Below are 15,690 nucleotides of genomic sequence, written 5' to 3' on the forward strand. Positions count from 1 at the left end.
GAAGGCGCGACCTCGGGGCAACGCTACCGCGCGACGCCGGACCACGGGTCGGTCACGATGTCGCTCACCCGGGTTTCCACGGCGGGCAGTCCGCGCGTGGCGAGTCCGGCGGCCAGGTCCTCGGCCGCGTAGGTCAGCCAGGGCCACTCGCTGGCGAAGTGCGCGGTGTCGACGAGGAACGGGGTGCCGCCCGCGTCGGGGAGACCGGCCGCGGCCGCCTCGAACCGCGCGCGCTCGCGTAGTTCGGAGGCAGGGTGGTGGCGCAGGTCGGAGGTGACGTAGACGTCGGCCTCGGCGGCGCGGACGTCGTCGAACAGGGAGTCCCCGGACCCGCCGACGACGGCGGCCGTGCGCAGCGTCGCCGTGGGGTCCCCGGCGAACCGGACGCCCTGGGCCGTCGCGGGCAGGACGCCGGCCACGCGCCGGGCGAAGTCCCCCAGCGTGACGGGTTCGGTGAGGGTGCCGACGCGGCCGATCCCGATCTCGGCGTCCTCCGCCTTCGCGACGAGCGGGCGCCGGTCGGTGATCCCGACCAGGTCGGCCAGCGCGTCGGCGACGCCCCGTGGCGCGGAGTCGGCGTTGGTGTGGGCGACGTGCAGGGCGCACCCGGAGGTGACCAGCCGGTGCACGACCGAGCCCTTGAAGGTGGTGGCGGCCACCGAGTGGGTGCCGCGCAGGAACAGCGGGTGGTGCGTGATCAGGAGGTCGGCGCCCCATTCGAGCACCTCGTCGACGACGTCGGCCACGGGGTCCACGGCCAGCAGCACGCGCCGGACCTCGGCCGTGGGATCCCCGGCGACCAGCCCGACGGCGTCCCACCCCTCGGCCGTCGCGGGCGGGTACAGCGCGTCGAGCACGCGGACGACGTCGGACAGGCTGGGTGCGGAACTCACGACGGCGAGCCTACTTCGCGCTGCGCGGTCCAGGCGGCCGGGACGAAGCCGGATCAGCGCAGGACGAGCTCCAGGGTCCGCGGGGAGGCGGGCCGCGACAGTGCGGTGAGGGTCGACTCGACGAGGGTCTGGGTGTTTCCGGTGGTCACCTCCGTGAGAATCACCCGGCCCTCCAGTTCACGGGCCGCCGCCAGGACGTCGGCGGCCGATGTCGGCTCGCCCGCCCGGCGCAGCAGGTGCCCGGCCAGCACGCCCCGGGTGTGCTTCGCGTTGTGAGAGACGACCGACCGCTTGCCGTCGACCTCCCGCACCACGCGGACCGTCACCCACTCCGCGGCGTCGGGCCCGGTCGTGGAGGGTTTCCAGGCGGCGACGTAGGTGGCGGACCGGCAGTCGACGACGACGTCGCCCGCGGCGCGCGGTCCCAGCTCCGCGGCCAGGGCCGGCTTCCAGGCCCGGGCCAGCGGGCCGACGTCGGGCAGGGAGACCCCCATGGAGAGGCGGTAGGCGGGGATGTGGTCGCCGGGGGCGACGGCGCCCCAGAGACCGGAGAAGATGCGGACCGTGCGGGCGGCGCGCTCGGCGGCGTCACCGGTCAGGTCGGCGATCCCGGCGGCGCCGTACAGGACGCCGGTGTACACGCCGGCGGCGGGACCGGCAGGCGCGGCCTTGAGCTGCGTGTTGCGGGCGACCTCGTCGGCCAGGTTCGTGCTGACGCCCAGGAGCTCCGTGGCGTCGTCGCGCGCCGAGACGGCCGCGAGCGCGTCGAGCACGGTGCGGCGCTGCGCGGTCAGCCCGGGGTGGGCGAGAGCGGCGAGGTCGACGGGGCCGGTGTCTTCCGGCGCGGGCGTCTTGCCCTCGGACGGGGGGAGGAGCAGAAGCACCGCACGAGTTTACGAGCACTCGCGCCGCGGCGCCGCCGAGACCTCCGCCACGGTGACCGGGGACGGCGCCGGTCACCCGTGACGGGGCGTGGTCAGGCCGATCGTGGGGGGACGGCCCTCATCGACCGCTGGACTCGGCGACCGGCACGGTCAGCGGCGTGCCCGCGAGTTCCTCGACCTGGGTCCAGACGCGCTGCGCCAGGTCGCCGTCGGGCGTCGCGGTCCGGGCGGTCGGCTCCACCAGGACCGGCGCGCCGCGCAGAGCCCCGGCCGGCGCGTAGTACTGGCCGTTGCGCGCCTCGGGGTCGGTCAGGGCGCGCACCGCCGACCAGGCGGCGGTGTCCTTGCCCTGGGCCCAGGGCGTGTAGGGGTTGCGCTGGTACGGGGTGGTCGCGTCCCGGATCCCGGCGCGGTGCGGCGTCCTGGCGTCCACACCGACCCCGGGTCGGGTGACCAGCGAGGCAACCGGCGCACCAGCCGCGTCGAGCCTGCGGGCCAGCTCGAACGCGAGTACCTCGGTGACGGTCTTGGCCTTCGTGTAGGCGGTGATCGGCGACCGGGGCGTCCGGCGGACGTCGTCGACGGCGACGCGGAACTGCCGGACGAACCCTGTGGAGGTGTGCACCACCTGGGACGTCGCCCCGTGCCGGTCGCCCGTGGCCGCGAGCGCCGGGAGCACGCCTGCCAGAAGCGCGGCGTTGGCCACCACGTGGGTGCCGAGCAGCTGCGGCAGGCCGTCGGCGGTGGTGTCCCCGCGGCGCATGGCCATCGATCCGCCGTTGAGCAGCAGCCCGTCGAGGCGGGGCAGCGCGGCGATCTCCTGGGCGGCGCGCCTGACGGAGGTGAGCGAGGCCAGGTCGACGACGACGGTGCCGAGCCGGGCGCCAGGCACCTGGTGCTCGATCGACGCGACGGCGGTCGCGAGTTTCCCGGGGGAGCGGGAGGCGAGCACGACGTGCGCGCCGGCGCCGGCGAGCTGCTCGGCGGCGAAGTAGCCGATGCCGGCGGTGGCTCCGGTGACGACGAGCGTGCGTCCGGTCTGGTCGGGCAGCCGGGTGGGGTCCCAGGTCATGATTCTCCTCGAGCGAGTCGGATAACCTATCCGTTTGAGCGTAGCACGGAAGTGGATCATCCATCCGCTTCTGCTGTATGCTCGCGGTATGCCCGCTCTTCGGTCCGACGCGGCGCGCAGCCGCGCCCGCATCCTCGACGTGGCACGCCGTCGCGACCTCGCCGACCTCCGGTTCAACGATCTGGCGCGTGAGGCGGGGGTGGGGGTCGGCACCGTCTACCGGCACTTCCCCACCACGCACGCCCTCGTCGAGGCACTCGTGTTCGACACCCTGGACCGGCTGCGTGGCCTGGTCGGCCAGGCCGTCGCCGAGCGTGACCCGCAAGCTGCCCTGGCAGACCTCCTGGCCGCCGCGCTCGACCTCCAGCTCGAGGAGGGCGGCCTGCAGCAGGTGCTGCTCGCCGGCGACGCCGAGGACGACGACGTGCGCGCGGCCACGCGCGAGATCCGTGACGGCTTCGAGCAGATCCTGGCCCGCGCGCGCGACGCCGGTGTCGTGCGCCCCGACCTCACCGCCGGCCAGATCGAGCACCTGGTCTGCGGGGTCGAGCACGCGGTGCGGCTCGGCTCGGCGGCCGACCGCGGCACGTTCCTCCAGATCCTGCTGGACGGCTTGCGTCCCGTGCACGCTGGCGGATGATCCGGGGCGGGGCGCCCGGCGGGGCGCACGTACCGCGCGCCGGGTCGCCGGTCGTGCCCCCAGGTGCTGGGAAGCGGGTCAGCCCTGGAGGTCGGCGGGGCTGATGGTCTGGTCCTCCGGCGGGGCGGCGATCTCGGCCGGCGGCGTGTTGTAGGCGATGTCCATCGTGTTGACGAGCGTCTGCCCGGGTACGGGTGACGGAATGACGGTGCGCAGGGGCAGGTCGTTCGCGTCGAGGAAGTACTCGACGTCGATCGATCCCGTCTGGGCCGCCGCCGAGGCGTCGAACCCGAGCGCTTCGAGGTCCGCGGCCGTCAGGTCCACCGTGACCACGTAGTGGTGCGTCTCGGTGCCGGCGACGGTCTCCGTGCCCCGGTCCTCGACGGCCGTGACCGCACCGTCGAGGGCGACCGTCCGCGCGTACACGTTCATGGCGCTGAACTGCTCGTTCCGGAACTGGTACCCCGGGTCCTGCGCGGTGAGGTGAAGGTACTTGCCGTCCGTCTCCTCGTCCTGCGCCCAGATGTCGTCGAGCCTGATCAGGTCCTCGTCGAGGTTGGTGGTCATCCGGATCGCGACGGAGTCCGGCACCTCGCCGTACACCTCGGTGCCCTCGAACCTCGTCGCGACCCCGGCGCCCTCTCCGGCGAGCGAACCCGAGTACTCGGCCACGAACGTCGTCGTCGAGATCATCGAGAGCGCCGTCGAGGTGCGCTCCACGAAGTTGTCGGCCGTCACCGTGCCGGAGCCCTCAGCGGAGCCGGCGGCCTCCTCGGCCTGGGCGGGCGCCGTGCTCCCTGCCGCGGGGCCCGCGGCGTCGGACGAACCGGCCATGCCGTCCTGGCAGGCGGTCAGGGCGGCGGTGGTCGCCCCCGCGATCATCAGGGCGGCGAACTTGTGGGTGATGCGCATCGAGTCTCCTTGGTCTGCCAGACTCCGCACCGGTCCGGTGCTCTTGGCGAACGTCTGACCGGGTGGTTCTCTCACGCTTGTGGCGAGATGTGCAAGGAAAGTCGTCGCCGGTCCCGGGCGCGGCGGTGCGGGCCGAGTCTTGCTCGGTGGTGCGCGGCGGGACGGTTCAGCGGTTCGGGCCGCCTCGTCGAGATCCCGTATCGCCGGCGTTCGGGTGCCCGGTGCCGAATCCGCGAGCGAGCGGGACCAGGACGAGCACCAGGACCAGGGGGAGCGCAAAGCCGATGCGCAGGGACGAACCGGTGCTGACCAGGCCGGTGACCACGGCTCCGAGGAGCGCACCCACATAGTTGAGCTGGTTGAAGCGGGCGACGACGACGTCGGCCCGGGCGCGGTTTCCGCCCGCGATCCGTGCGGCGGCGGAGAAGCTCAACGGCGCGACCGTACCCAGCCCCAGCCCCGTGGCGAAGAAACCCGCGGCGGCGACCGGCCAGGACGGGGCCAGGACGACCGCGGCCAGCCCGGCGAACGCGATCATCGCCCCGACCCGGACCAGCGCGGGCGCGCCGAAGCGTGCGGTCAGACGGTCGCCGGCGAGGCGGACCAGCCAGGTGGCGGCAAGGTAGGGGAGCGTCGCGAGAGCGAGCAACTGCTCGGGGGTGGCCAGGACGAGATTCAGGTAGAGCGGGCCCCACGCCTGGGTCGCCGAGTCGACCAGGTAGTAGATGAGGAACGCGATTCCCGCCGGAGCGATCGCGGCCCAGGGGACGGGGACGGGCCAGGCGGCCGGTGCCGGGGAGGGCTCGCCACGCGACGGCGCCGTGACCGGCGCGGACGGTGAAGCGGGAAGGGCGGACCCAGGTCCGGCGTCGGACACGGCGACCGCCGGACCGGCGTCGGGCACGAGGACCGACCGGCCCTGCAACGGCGCGAGCGCAGCCACCAGGGGGACGACGGCGAACGCGGCACCCGTCGCCAGCGGCAGGGTGGACACCCCGGCGAGGGACACCCCGGTCGCGAGGAGCCCCCCGAGCGTCCAGGCACCCTGCGACGACGGAAGGACGGGCCGGCCGTAGCGGCGTTCCAGGGTGACGGCCTGCATGTTGGAGCCGGCGTCGACCATGCCGAGCGTGATCCCGTACAGGACCATCCCGGCCGCCAGGCCCACCAGGTGGCCGGTGGCGAACATGAGCGCCAGGGCGGGAACCATGGCCCCGAGCCCCGCACGCAGGGCCGCGGCGCTCCCCGCTCGGCGGGCCACGGCCTCGGCGATCGCGGAACCGACGGCCGCGGCCAGCACCATGCCGAGCAGGAACAGGGAGAACGTGCCGGGATCGAGCCCGAACTCGCGGGTGATCTTCGGGATGAACAGAGTGGCGCTGACGAACACGAACCCCTGGGCGAAGAAAGCCATGAGCACGGCCGCCCGGTTCTGGCGCAGGCTCGTGGAGCTCGTCGGAAGCGTCATGCGGGGCATCCAACCACTCCTGGCATCGGCTGGATAGGGGGCGGCGACCCGCGGTCGCTTCTGCTCGGGTAGGCTGGCCTGCGCGGACGAGCCGGTCGGACGGCCGCGTCGCGAGTGGTTCCGGGAAACCGGGATCCTCGTGCCGAGGAACGTCCGGGCTCCACAGGGCAGGGTGGTGGCTAACAGCCACCCGGGGTGACCCGCGGGACAGTGCCACAGAAAACAGACCGCCGTCGCCGGGCGACCGGAGGCGGTAAGGGTGAAACGGCGGTGTAAGAGACCACCAGCGCCCCTGGTGACAGGGACGGCTCGGTAAACCCCACCCGGAGCAAGGTCAGACAGGGAGTGTTCGAGGGCTGCTCGCCCGAGCTCCCGGGTAGACCGCTCGAGCCCAGCGGCAACGCTGGGCCTAGATGGATGGCCGTCGCCCGCACGAGGGTGACCTTGTGCGGGAAACAGAACCCGGCGTATGGGCCGGCTCGTCCGCTTTTATTACTCTGACCTGCGGCGGAGGTTCTGCGCGGGGATCTCGGTACACATTGGGTACACATGACTGTGTACCGGGGGAGAGTCAGGCTGCTTGCGGCGTCTCGTCCGCGGGGGCCTCTTCCGGCTGTGGCTGCTTGGCCGGGCGGGCGCTCAGGACGAGGTCGATGGCAGCCCTGGTCTGGTCGTCCTCGTCGGGCCACAGGTGCGAGTAGGTGTCCAGGGTCTCGCTGGCGTTCTTGTGGCCGAGCCTCGCCTGCACGGCCTTGACCGACGCGCCGTGGCGGATGAGCAGGCTCGCGTAGTAGTGGCGCAGGTCGTGGAACGTGAGGCCGGACATCCTCGCATCCTTCATCGCGGCGTGCCACCGTTCCCAGAACGCCGAGCGGCGGAGGGCGCCGCCCTCGCTGTTGGTGAAGACGAGACCGTCGGGCCCGAGCGGGAACTCCTTCAGGTGCTCCTTCAGGGCGTCGATCGCGACCTTCGACAGCGGGACGTCGCGGTAGCTGGCCTCGGTCTTGAGGGGGCCGAACGTCGGCTCTTGCCCCGCCGTGTAGAGCTGCTGGTCGACGTGCAAGATCCGCTCGGTGAGATCGATCCTGTCGCGGGTCAGCCCGAAGACCTCACCCTGCCGGAGCCCCGTGCAGGCGGTGAAGAGGATGAGCCCGCGATACCGCTCAGGGAAGGCATCGACGAGCGCCCACAGAGCTTCGGTCGGCATCGGCTTGACGCGCTTGGGCGTCTTCCGAGGCAGGCGAGTGCGCGCGCACGGGTTCGAGGTGATGCGGTTGGTCGCGACGGCAGACTTGAAGATGCCAGACACGATGCGGTGCGTCACCCCGACCGTGGCCGGGGCGTACCCCTTTGTGCTCCCGTCCTTGAGCGTGATCGCCTTCGTCGACAGCCACTTGACCCAGGACTGGATGTCCTCCGGTCCGATCGCGGAGAGCGCCCGATCCCCGAGCTGCGGGTAGGTGCGGACGTCGAGGACGACGCCGACCTGGCTCTCCGTGCCGGTGCGGTGCACCTGGAGCGACCGCCAGTGCTCGGCGTACTCCTTGAAGGTGATCTTGCCGGCCTGCGGGTCGACGAACTTGCCCGTCAGGATCTCTGCGGACAGTTCGTCGGCGCGGCGCTCGGCGTTGGTCTTGCGCTTGTAGGACTCCGAACGCAGCTTCTTCGCGGGGTCGCGGTAGCGGACGCGCCACCGCTTGCCGCGCCCGTAGTCCTTGGTCCTCTCGCCGTCGCCGTCGAGCCAGCGGTCTTCTACCCAGGCTGTGGCCATGTCATGCCTCCACTTCCATGTCAGGGCGTCTTCTGATCGGTGCCATCGGGGTTCTCCTGTTCTTGTTCATCTGTTTCCTCGGGGTCGGGGTCGTTGGCCCAGCCCGGGAGAGGGGCCTGGGCGGCTGTACGGGCTTCCTCGCGCTTGCGGTCGTGGTGCTCGATGTGGCTGGCGACGATCTCGGTGATGTCGCTCTGTTCGAGCGCCTTGCGGATGCCGTGGGCGACCACGGCCTTGGAGCGGGGGTGGGCGTCGAGCCAGTCCTGGCCGTCGTCCTGGGCGGTCAGGAGGGCGTCAACGGCTTGACGCAGGGCGTGCGTGCGTTCGCGGATGAGGCGTTCGCGGCGCAGCCCGTCGAGCTCGTCTTCGGCTTCCTTGCTGGTCTCGTACAGGTAGTTGAGGGGGATGTCGAAGACGTCGGCGACGATGCGTGCCTCGGTCAGCCGCAGGGGGCGTTGGCCGCGTTCGATCTTCAGGATGGTCTGGGGGTGGACGCCTTCGAAGCCGGCCGTCAGGAGTTGCATGGCGAGCTGGACCTGGGAGAGGCCGGCGGAGGTGCGGTACTTCTTCAGGTTGCGGCCGATGTTCTTGTCGTCTTCTGTGCTCATGGCCCTCACGGTAACGAAGCATTGGGTGCCACACGGTGGTGTCGAAATGGTGCGTGATATCTTGGCACCGATGGTAACAAGATGAGCGGTGCCGTGCTGGCACTACCGGAAGGATGGGTCACGATGGCGACGAACCAGGAGTCCGGAGTCCCGGACCAGCAGGACCCGATGCTCTCGACGCGCGAGACGTCGAGGCTGATCGGGGTTCCGGAGAACACGTTGCGCTGGTGGCGGTACAGCGGCACGGGCCCGCGCTCGTTCCGTCGTGGCCCGCGCCGGGTGGTCTACCGGCGCTCGGTGGTGCTGGCGTGGCTGGCGCAGCAGGAGGCGGCAGGGGTCACGGATGGCTGACTCGCCAGGGGCGCACCCGCACAACGGGGCTCGGACACTTCGGTGTCCGGGCCCCGTTGCTGTTCCCGCCAACGACGCCGCGCCTGACCGTGCCGCGCCATCGGCGTCAGCGGTGGAGTCATCTGCGCCTCCGTGTGACGCGAAGGAGTGGATCGCTGGCTACCTGTCCGCACGCAGCGGGGAGGCCGTCGCGGCCGTGGTGATTGAGGCCGGGCGTGTGTTGGGGTTCCCGGCCTCGACGCTGAAGAACGCCCGCCCGAAGGTCGCCGACACCGTCAGGGTCGGCTTCGGCCCTGCGCAGAAGACCTACTGGCGCCTACGGACCGATCCCACCGGCGCAGGGAGCGCTTCCTCGGTAGCACCTGTAGATCCCACGGGTACCGCAGGTCCCACACCGCCCGCAGGTCCTACAGAGCCCACCGAGCCCATGGAGCCCACAGGGCTCACGGAGGCCGCCGAACCGGCGAAATCCGTAGAGACCCCAGGCCCGCAGGTGCCATTCAGCCGCGGGGCACTGCTTCGCCGCGACCGGCGCCCCATGCGCGAAGGGCGCGACGCCGAGGGGATCGCGTCCCGGCTCCGGGGGCGGAGCAGCCGACGTTGTTCGCCGCGATGGGCGTGAGTGAGCCATGAGCCCCGACCGCCCTGGAGGGATCGATGCGTCATGGGGCCGCCCCACCGGCCGGAGCGCTCGGGCCCCATCCACCCGGCCAGGCCGACCGACCCGGCCCCCGGCCTCTACCGGCCCGCACTGCCGACACGCTCCCGCACCACCACATCGCGCCCACTCCGTCCCGCCTCCACGGCCCCACACGCCGCCTCTCGCCTTTCATCCGCCCCGGCCACCCCGCCGCCGGCCCCGTACCTCAACTCCGTCCCTCCCTCATCGACCTCTTCACCGGACACACGTCTGGCAGTAGTGGATGCGCATCGTTGGAGAACGCTGATGCCATTTGAAGCAGGAGCCTGTCGGGGAATCGCGGTGGGCGTCCCCCGCGATGTCCCCCGTTGCGTGCGGGCCGCGCTGGCGCGGTTTCGGGCCGGTCTCCGCGGGGTTGGTCGGTGGCCAGGATCGCCGCGCTGGATCGGTGGTGCACTGTGACGGTCTCGATCCGGGTGATGAGTGCGGGGGACGGGTACGAGTACCTGTTGCGGTCGGTCGCTCACGGCGACGCCGAACAGCCCGACCTGCCCGGCGCCGAAATCTCTGGGCCCGGGAAGGGTATCGGCGGCGGCCGGGACGGCGGGGTCGGGGCTGGTGGCGGTTCGGCGGCGCGCTACTACACGCGGCCGGGCACTCCGCCGGGCGTGTGGCTCGGTTCCGGGGTGCGGGAGTTCGGGGCTGGGCGCCTCGCGCCGGGGGATCCGGTTTCGCGGGAGCAGATGGAGTTGTTGTTCGGGCAGGGTCGGGACCCGGTCACCGGAAGGTTGCTCGGGCGCCGCTATCCGTCCTACCGCACGGTCGGGGAGCGGATCGCCGACCGGGTCGATGCCCTGGACTCCAGGTTGCCGGAGGGGGAGCGGGAGGTGGCGGTCGCTGCGATCGTGGAGAAGGAGAGTGCCGCTGGGCCGCGTACGGCGGTGGCGGGGTTCGATCTGACGTTCTCGGTGCCCAAGTCCGTGTCGCTGCTGTGGGGCCTGGGTGATGCCGAGATCCGGGAGGCGGTCGAGGCGGCGCACCACCAGGCGATGGCTGAGACGGTCGGGTTCTTGGAACGTGAGGTCGCCGTGACCCGCATGGGTACCGATGCCGGGGATGGTGCGCTGCTGTTCGCGGACGTGCAGGGCGTGGCGGCAACCGCGTTCGATCACTGGGACTCCCGGTCGAGCGACCCGCAACTGCACACGCATGTCGTGATCGCGAACCGCGCCAGGACTAGCAGTGACGGGAAGTGGCGCACGCTGGACTCGCGCGGCCTGCACCACTCGATCGTGGCGGCCTCGGAGCACTACAACGCCGTCCTGGCCGACCGGCTCACCGCCGCGCTGGGGGTGTCATGGTCGAAGCGGAACCGGGGTCCGGACCGCACCGCCGGGTTCGAGATCGAGGGCGTTCCGGAGGAACTGATCCGCGCGTTCTCCGGCCGTTCCCGGGACATCGACGTGGCCAAGGACGAGCTGCGGGACTACTACATCGCCAAGCACGGCCGCGAACCCTCCCGCACGGCGATGTTGAAGCTGCGCGGGCAGGCGGCGCTGGCGACCCGTCCACCCAAACGGCTGCGATCGTTGGAGGACCTGACCGGCGAATGGCATGAGCGCGCCGCCCGCATCCTGGGCCGGGACGCCACGGTCTGGACCCGTAGTCTCCTGAACGGCCCGGCCTCTGCCAGCAACAGCACGTCGACTCGCACGAGTGGCGTGGCGAAGACGTACGACGCGGCGCAGGTGCCGGATGTTGTGCTCGCTGAGGTTGCTCGCCGGGTCGTGGACGTTGTCTCGGACAAGCGGGCCACGTGGCGGCGGTGGAATCTGTGGGCCGAGGCCGAGCGCCAGACCTTGCCCTGGCGCATCACTCCGGGCCAGCGGGAACGGGTCGTCGATGCCGTCGTGCGGGAGGCCGAGCGGCGGTCCATCGCGCTCACGCCGCCCGAACTCGCCTCCACCCCCGCCGTCCTGCATCGCCGCGACGGCACCAGCGGCCTGCGCCCCAAACACGCCACCCTCTACACCTCCCAAGACCTCCTGGACGCCGAAGCCCGACTCCTGAAAGCAGCCGTCACACGCGGCGCACCCACGATCGACCTCGACGCCCTCCGCGCGGCAGCCACCGCCGCGACGACGACCGGCAGGGAGCCCGCGCAAGGCGGGTCAGTAAGACTGGATGCGGGACAAGCGACCGCACTCGCTCAGGTAGCGGCCTCCGGCCGCCGCCTGGACCTGCTCGTCGGCCCGGCCGGCGCGGGCAAGACGACCGCGATGCGCGTGCTCAAGGACGCCTGGACACTCGCCCACGGGGCCGGGTCGGTGATCGGGCTGGCGCCGTCGGCCGCCGCCGCGGAGAACCTGGCCGGCGACCTGGGGATCGGGTGTGAGAACACCACCAAGTGGCTCTACGAACACGCCCACGGCCGCGCCGCCTTCACGGCGGGCGACCTGGTCATCGTTGACGAAGCCACCCTGGCCGGGACCCGCACCCTGGACCGCATCGTCGCCCACGCCGCCGAGACCGGGGCGAAGGTGCTGCTGGTCGGGGACTGGGCACAACTCCAAGCAGTCAACGCAGGTGGCGCCTTCAACCTGCTCGTCCAGCGCCGCGACGACCTCACCAGCGACGTGCCCGAGCTGGTCGACATCCACCGCTTCCGCAACGAGTGGGAGAAGACCGCGTCCCTGCGCCTGCGCAAGGGCGACACCGACGTGGTCAGCCTCTACGAACGGCACGGGCGACTGCACGGCGGGGAAACCGACGCGATGCTGGAGGCCGCCTACACGGCCTGGAAGCAGGACCTTGCCGCAGGGCGGTCCAGCATCCTGATCGCCGACACCACCGAGCAAGTCCGAACGCTCAACGAACGCGCCCAAGCCGAACACCTCCTCACCGCCACCGGCAGACTCGGCCGGGAGAGCGTCCTGCACGACGGCACCCACGCCGTGCGGGGCGAGACCGTCATCACCCGCCGCAACCGAAGAGACCTACGCGACTCCACCGGCCGGTACGTGCGCAACGGCGACCGCTGGACCCTCACCGCCGTCCACCGTGACGGGTCGGTGAAGGTCCGCCGCCACGGCTACCGCCACGCGCCTTCGGTCACGCTCCCGGCCGAGTACGTGGCCGAGCATCTGGAACTCGGGTACGCCGTTACGACCCACCGCGCCCAGGGCATCACCGTCGATGCCGCACGAGTCCTGCTCGCCCCGACCACCACCCGCGAGAACGCCTACGTGGCCCTGACCCGAGGCCGGACCGCGAACCACGCCTACATCCCCACCGACCAGCCCGACCCGAACCACACCCACCCACCCGGCGACCCGCAGAACGCCGAGGAGCCCACGCCTGCCAGCATCCTGGCCCGCGTCCTGCGCCGCCCCGGCGCGGAACCCGCCGCGCATCAGGCCATGCGCGACGAGCAGGAACAGTGGACCAGCATCCGGCAGCTCGCTGCCGAGTACGACACCATCGCCACCCACGCGCAACGCCCCCGCTGGCAACACCTCGTCGGCCACGCCCTGGTCGCCCACGGCGACCTCACGCCTGCCCAGGCACGTGCCGTCGTCGACTCCGACGCCTTCGGAGTCCTCGCCGCCGAACTGCGCCGCGCCGAGGCAGCCGGGCATGACGTCGATGACCTCATGCCCTTCCTGATCGCCACTCGCAGCCTGCAGGACGCCGACGACGTCGCCGCCGTCCTGCACCACCGGCTCCGACCCTTTGCCCAACGGCCCAGCGCGATCCGCCCGACCGCCTACATCGCAGGACTCATCCCCGCCGCACGCGGACCCATGCCCGACGACGCCCGCAGCGCCCTCGGGGAACGTGCCGCGCTGATCGAGCAGCGCGCCCGCGCCCTGGCCGAACACGCCATCCAGGCCGGCGAGCCCTGGACCCGCCACCTCCCACCACGCCCCACCGGACACGACGACGGGACCTGGCTCCGTGCGGCCACCACCATCGCCGCCTACCGCGACAAGCACGCCATCACCAGCGATCGACCCCTCGGCGAGGAGCCCACCACCCTTGTGCAACGCCGCGACGCCGAACACGCCATGAGCGCGCTCCGACGCGCCCAGCCAGCACCCCCGGCCCAGTACGAGCCACCCTCGCACTCGTCGAGCAGAAGTCACGGCCTCGAACTCTGACAGGCGGGCATCACCGGCGGGTCATTCCGGTTCGAGTTCGTCCGCGGAGCAGAGGACCTTGCCGAACCCGATCCTGTTGTCGACGTGTACGCGGATCGGCCACATCCCGGGGATGTCTACCTCGATGACGGTCCCGACCGAGCCGAGCAGGATTTCTGGCCCGGCCACCCGTCGCACCCGGTCGCCCTGGTGCCACCGGCGCGGTGGCCGGTCGGCCGGATCGACGCTGTAGAACGCGCCGTCGTCCCAGTCATCGGTGACGTCGCACCCGGTCGTCACTGCTCGAACACCCGGACCGCCGAGACGGGCACGGTGACGACACCATTGCCGCCGTCGATCGCCACTCCTAGATCCACCGTCACCCACTGCGAGCCCGCAGCGATCAGACGGCCCGGCTCGCCCGCGAACCGGCCTGCCGTGATCTGCGCGCGCATACCGGGCGTGAGCTTGACCTGCTCGACCTCTGCCGTCGCCCGTTCGCCCCGTCGTAGCCGTTCGACCCAGTCGTCCGCGCCGACGTGCTGCCAGCAGTACGCCTCGCCGATCTCGGCGAGCTGATCGCAGTCGCGCGCGTAGCAGCGGGTTTCGCTCAGGTGGCGGATCGGGGGCGGGGCGCCGGGCGGTGTGGTGGTCATGTTCGTGAGCGTTCCATCGTGCGGCGTTCTGTGACATGATTTTGCGCGCACGGACGCAAAACCAGTGATCACGTCGCAACCCATGGAGGAACCGATGGATATCGAGTTCATGTGGAAGGACGAGAACAGCACGGGCGGTAACTGCCCTGCCCTGTACCGGACGGCGGGTGGTGACTATGTCGTGCAGGGCGCCCGCCTTGATGCGGACACCCGAGCGCGACTGCGGGACTTGGCCGAGAGTGAGGACGCCGTGGTGGTTCCGGCGAACGTGCTCGACCGGCTGCGAGGTGCGCTCTGACCCCGCAGGCCGAGACGCTCACCCCGGCGCAGTTTGCCCACCGCCTCAAGTCTGTCGAGGCGACCGCGTTCCGGCTGGAGCAGCAGCCCACCTATGCGGTCGGGTACGAGGACGAAGCCTTCGCGTCCTTCCTGCGGGGCCAGCCGCAGTCACCGACCGAGGTGGCGGACTTCGTGGCTTGGTGCGACCAGATCCGTGACCAGACCGCCCGTGGTGTGCGGGTCGAGCGGGTGCGCGTGCACCAGGATCCGCCCACCGACTACCAGCGGTGGGTGCGGTGGGTTGGCCGGTGGAACGAGGAAGCCGGGGAGGTCATGTACTACACGACACCCGAACGGGTAGCCGCCGTAGGGCTGCAGGTCGCCGGGGCGGACGACTGGTGGCTCCTGGACGACACCGCACTGATCCGCATGACCTACCAGCAGCCGGGCATCGCCACCAGCTACCTCGTGACCGACCCGGCCGAGGTCGGCAAGGCCCGCGAGTGGTGGCAGCTCGCGCTACAGGCTGCTGCTTGACCGTGGAGGCACAGCAAGGACCCGATCACCTGCTCACGCTGGGCCGCCGACTGCGTGCCCTGCGTGAGCAGGCGGGCATGAACGGCGGAGACCTCGCCAGAACGCTCGGCTGGGCGCAGTCCAAGGTCTCCCGCATCGAACTTGCCCGGCAGAACGCCTCACCCGCCGACGTGAGCGCGTGGGTCGAGGCGACCGGCGGCCCGGACCATGAACGTGTCTTCCTGCTCGGGCTGCTCGACCAGGCCCGCGAGGACCAGCACGCCTGGCGCCAGCGCATGCGCGGCGGGCAGGCACCCGTGCAGGCCGGCTACTTCGCCCTCGTCCAACGCGCCACACTCCTGCGCGGCTTCCACACCGCCGTCGTCCCCGGCCTCCTGCAGACCCCTGACTACGCCCGGCACATCCTCACGATTGCCGCCCGCCAGGCAGGCGCCCCGACCGACGACGTCGACGCCGCCGTCGCCAACCGCATGAAGCGCCAAGCGTTCCTCGACACTCCACGCCGGTTCGAGTACCTGCTCAGCGAGACCGTGCTGCGCCTGGGCCTGGCCCCGGCCGACGTGATGCGCGCCCAGTTCGAACGCCTGCTCGCCGCCAGCCAGCAGCCCAACATCCGTATCGGTGTGCTACCGCTCGGTGTCCCGCTCACCGTGACACCGCTGCACGAGTTCGAGATCTTCGACGACCTGGTCATCATCGAAACCATCAGCCGCGAACACCGACACACAGGCCCCGAGGCCGACACCTACAAGCGTGCCTTCGCCGACCTGTGGGCCGCAGCCGTCACGGGCGACGACGCCCGGGGGATGATTCGGCAGGTCGCAGGCGACCTGGAGTGAT

15 protein-coding genes and 1 other RNA gene are annotated in these 15,690 nt (G+C 71.5%); 7 read left to right on the forward strand and 9 right to left on the reverse strand.

The genetic code is table 11. The features are described 5' to 3' along the window. Positions 1-23: 23 nt before the first annotated feature. The 3 genes from HGK34_RS07850 to HGK34_RS07860 form a co-directional block, all read right to left on the reverse strand. Positions 24-893: a Nif3-like dinuclear metal center hexameric protein gene (locus HGK34_RS07850; protein WP_201846023.1), complete on the reverse strand. Its 870-nt coding sequence runs from the start codon at positions 891-893 to the stop codon at positions 24-26. A gap of 53 nt (positions 894-946) precedes the next feature. Continuing rightward, on the reverse strand, positions 947-1,777 hold the full coding sequence (locus HGK34_RS07855; RefSeq protein WP_201846024.1) for a YaaA family protein: 831 nt from the start codon (positions 1,775-1,777) through the stop codon (positions 947-949). A gap of 118 nt (positions 1,778-1,895) precedes the next feature. Next, the gene (locus HGK34_RS07860; protein ID WP_201846025.1) at positions 1,896-2,849 is read right to left on the reverse strand and encodes an SDR family NAD(P)-dependent oxidoreductase; all 954 of its coding nucleotides are present in this window, start codon (positions 2,847-2,849) and stop codon (positions 1,896-1,898) included. A gap of 88 nt (positions 2,850-2,937) precedes the next feature. Here HGK34_RS07860 and HGK34_RS07865 point away from each other — a divergent pair, with 88 nt between their 5' ends. Then, a complete protein-coding gene (locus tag HGK34_RS07865) occupies positions 2,938-3,489 on the forward strand; it encodes a TetR/AcrR family transcriptional regulator (RefSeq protein WP_201846026.1) in 552 nt (183 codons plus the stop codon). A gap of 78 nt (positions 3,490-3,567) precedes the next feature. Here the strand turns inward: HGK34_RS07865 and HGK34_RS07870 are convergent, their stop codons facing one another. Together HGK34_RS07870 and HGK34_RS07875 are read right to left on the reverse strand one after the other, a co-directional pair. After that, complete coding sequence (locus HGK34_RS07870) at positions 3,568-4,401, reverse strand: hypothetical protein (RefSeq protein WP_201846027.1); 834 nt, start codon at positions 4,399-4,401, stop codon at positions 3,568-3,570. Between the two features lie 166 nt (positions 4,402-4,567). Then, the gene (locus tag HGK34_RS07875; RefSeq protein WP_201846028.1) at positions 4,568-5,869 is read right to left on the reverse strand and encodes an MFS transporter; all 1,302 of its coding nucleotides are present in this window, start codon (positions 5,867-5,869) and stop codon (positions 4,568-4,570) included. Between the two features lie 87 nt (positions 5,870-5,956). Here HGK34_RS07875 and rnpB point away from each other — a divergent pair. Then, an RNA gene (gene rnpB / locus HGK34_RS07880) (RNase P RNA component class A) lies at positions 5,957-6,355 on the forward strand. A gap of 85 nt (positions 6,356-6,440) precedes the next feature. Here rnpB and HGK34_RS07885 read toward each other — a convergent pair. Both HGK34_RS07885 and HGK34_RS07890 read right to left on the reverse strand, forming a co-directional pair. Further along, positions 6,441-7,640, reverse strand: coding sequence for a tyrosine-type recombinase/integrase (locus tag HGK34_RS07885; protein WP_201846029.1), 1,200 nt, complete (start codon positions 7,638-7,640; stop codon positions 6,441-6,443). Between the two features lie 20 nt (positions 7,641-7,660). After that, complete coding sequence (locus HGK34_RS07890) at positions 7,661-8,248, reverse strand: helix-turn-helix transcriptional regulator (RefSeq protein WP_201846030.1); 588 nt, start codon at positions 8,246-8,248, stop codon at positions 7,661-7,663. Positions 8,249-8,371: 123 nt separating this feature from the next. Between HGK34_RS07890 and HGK34_RS07895 the strand changes: the two genes are divergently transcribed. Next, positions 8,372-8,599 (forward strand): helix-turn-helix transcriptional regulator, encoded by a 228-nt coding sequence (locus HGK34_RS07895; protein ID WP_244666535.1) that lies wholly within the window; start codon positions 8,372-8,374, stop codon positions 8,597-8,599. A gap of 1,062 nt (positions 8,600-9,661) precedes the next feature. Then, positions 9,662-13,399 carry a MobF family relaxase gene (gene mobF / locus HGK34_RS07900; RefSeq protein WP_307815854.1) on the forward strand — a complete coding sequence of 1,246 codons (3,738 nt, stop codon included), beginning with the start codon at positions 9,662-9,664 and terminating at the stop codon, positions 13,397-13,399. A 21-nt stretch (positions 13,400-13,420) separates the two neighbouring features. Here mobF and HGK34_RS07905 read toward each other — a convergent pair whose 3' ends face one another. Both HGK34_RS07905 and HGK34_RS07910 read right to left on the reverse strand, forming a co-directional pair. Then, positions 13,421-13,678: a hypothetical protein gene (locus tag HGK34_RS07905; protein WP_201846031.1), complete on the reverse strand. Its 258-nt coding sequence runs from the start codon at positions 13,676-13,678 to the stop codon at positions 13,421-13,423. After that, positions 13,675-14,034 (reverse strand): hypothetical protein, encoded by a 360-nt coding sequence (locus tag HGK34_RS07910; protein WP_201846032.1) that lies wholly within the window; start codon positions 14,032-14,034, stop codon positions 13,675-13,677. The genes HGK34_RS07905 and HGK34_RS07910 overlap by 4 nt, the downstream gene beginning before the upstream one ends. A gap of 94 nt (positions 14,035-14,128) precedes the next feature. Here HGK34_RS07910 and HGK34_RS07915 point away from each other — a divergent pair, with 94 nt between their 5' ends. The 3 genes from HGK34_RS07915 to HGK34_RS07925 are packed head-to-tail and all read left to right on the forward strand — an operon-like array spanning position 14,129 to position 15,689. Beyond that, entirely contained in the window at positions 14,129-14,332 is a 204-nt protein-coding gene (locus HGK34_RS07915; RefSeq protein ID WP_201846033.1) for a hypothetical protein, read from the forward strand. Further along, complete coding sequence (locus HGK34_RS07920; RefSeq protein ID WP_372433089.1) at positions 14,329-14,850, forward strand: DUF6879 family protein; 522 nt, start codon at positions 14,329-14,331, stop codon at positions 14,848-14,850. Before HGK34_RS07915 ends, HGK34_RS07920 begins: the two co-directional genes overlap by 4 nt. 2 nt (positions 14,851-14,852) lie before the next feature. Next, complete coding sequence (locus HGK34_RS07925) at positions 14,853-15,689, forward strand: helix-turn-helix domain-containing protein (RefSeq protein WP_307815860.1); 837 nt, start codon at positions 14,853-14,855, stop codon at positions 15,687-15,689. The last annotated feature ends 1 nt before the right edge of the window (position 15,690 follow it).

The organism is Myceligenerans indicum (assembly GCF_016742955.1).
Taxonomy (GTDB): Bacteria; Actinomycetota; Actinomycetes; order Actinomycetales; family Cellulomonadaceae; genus Myceligenerans; species Myceligenerans indicum.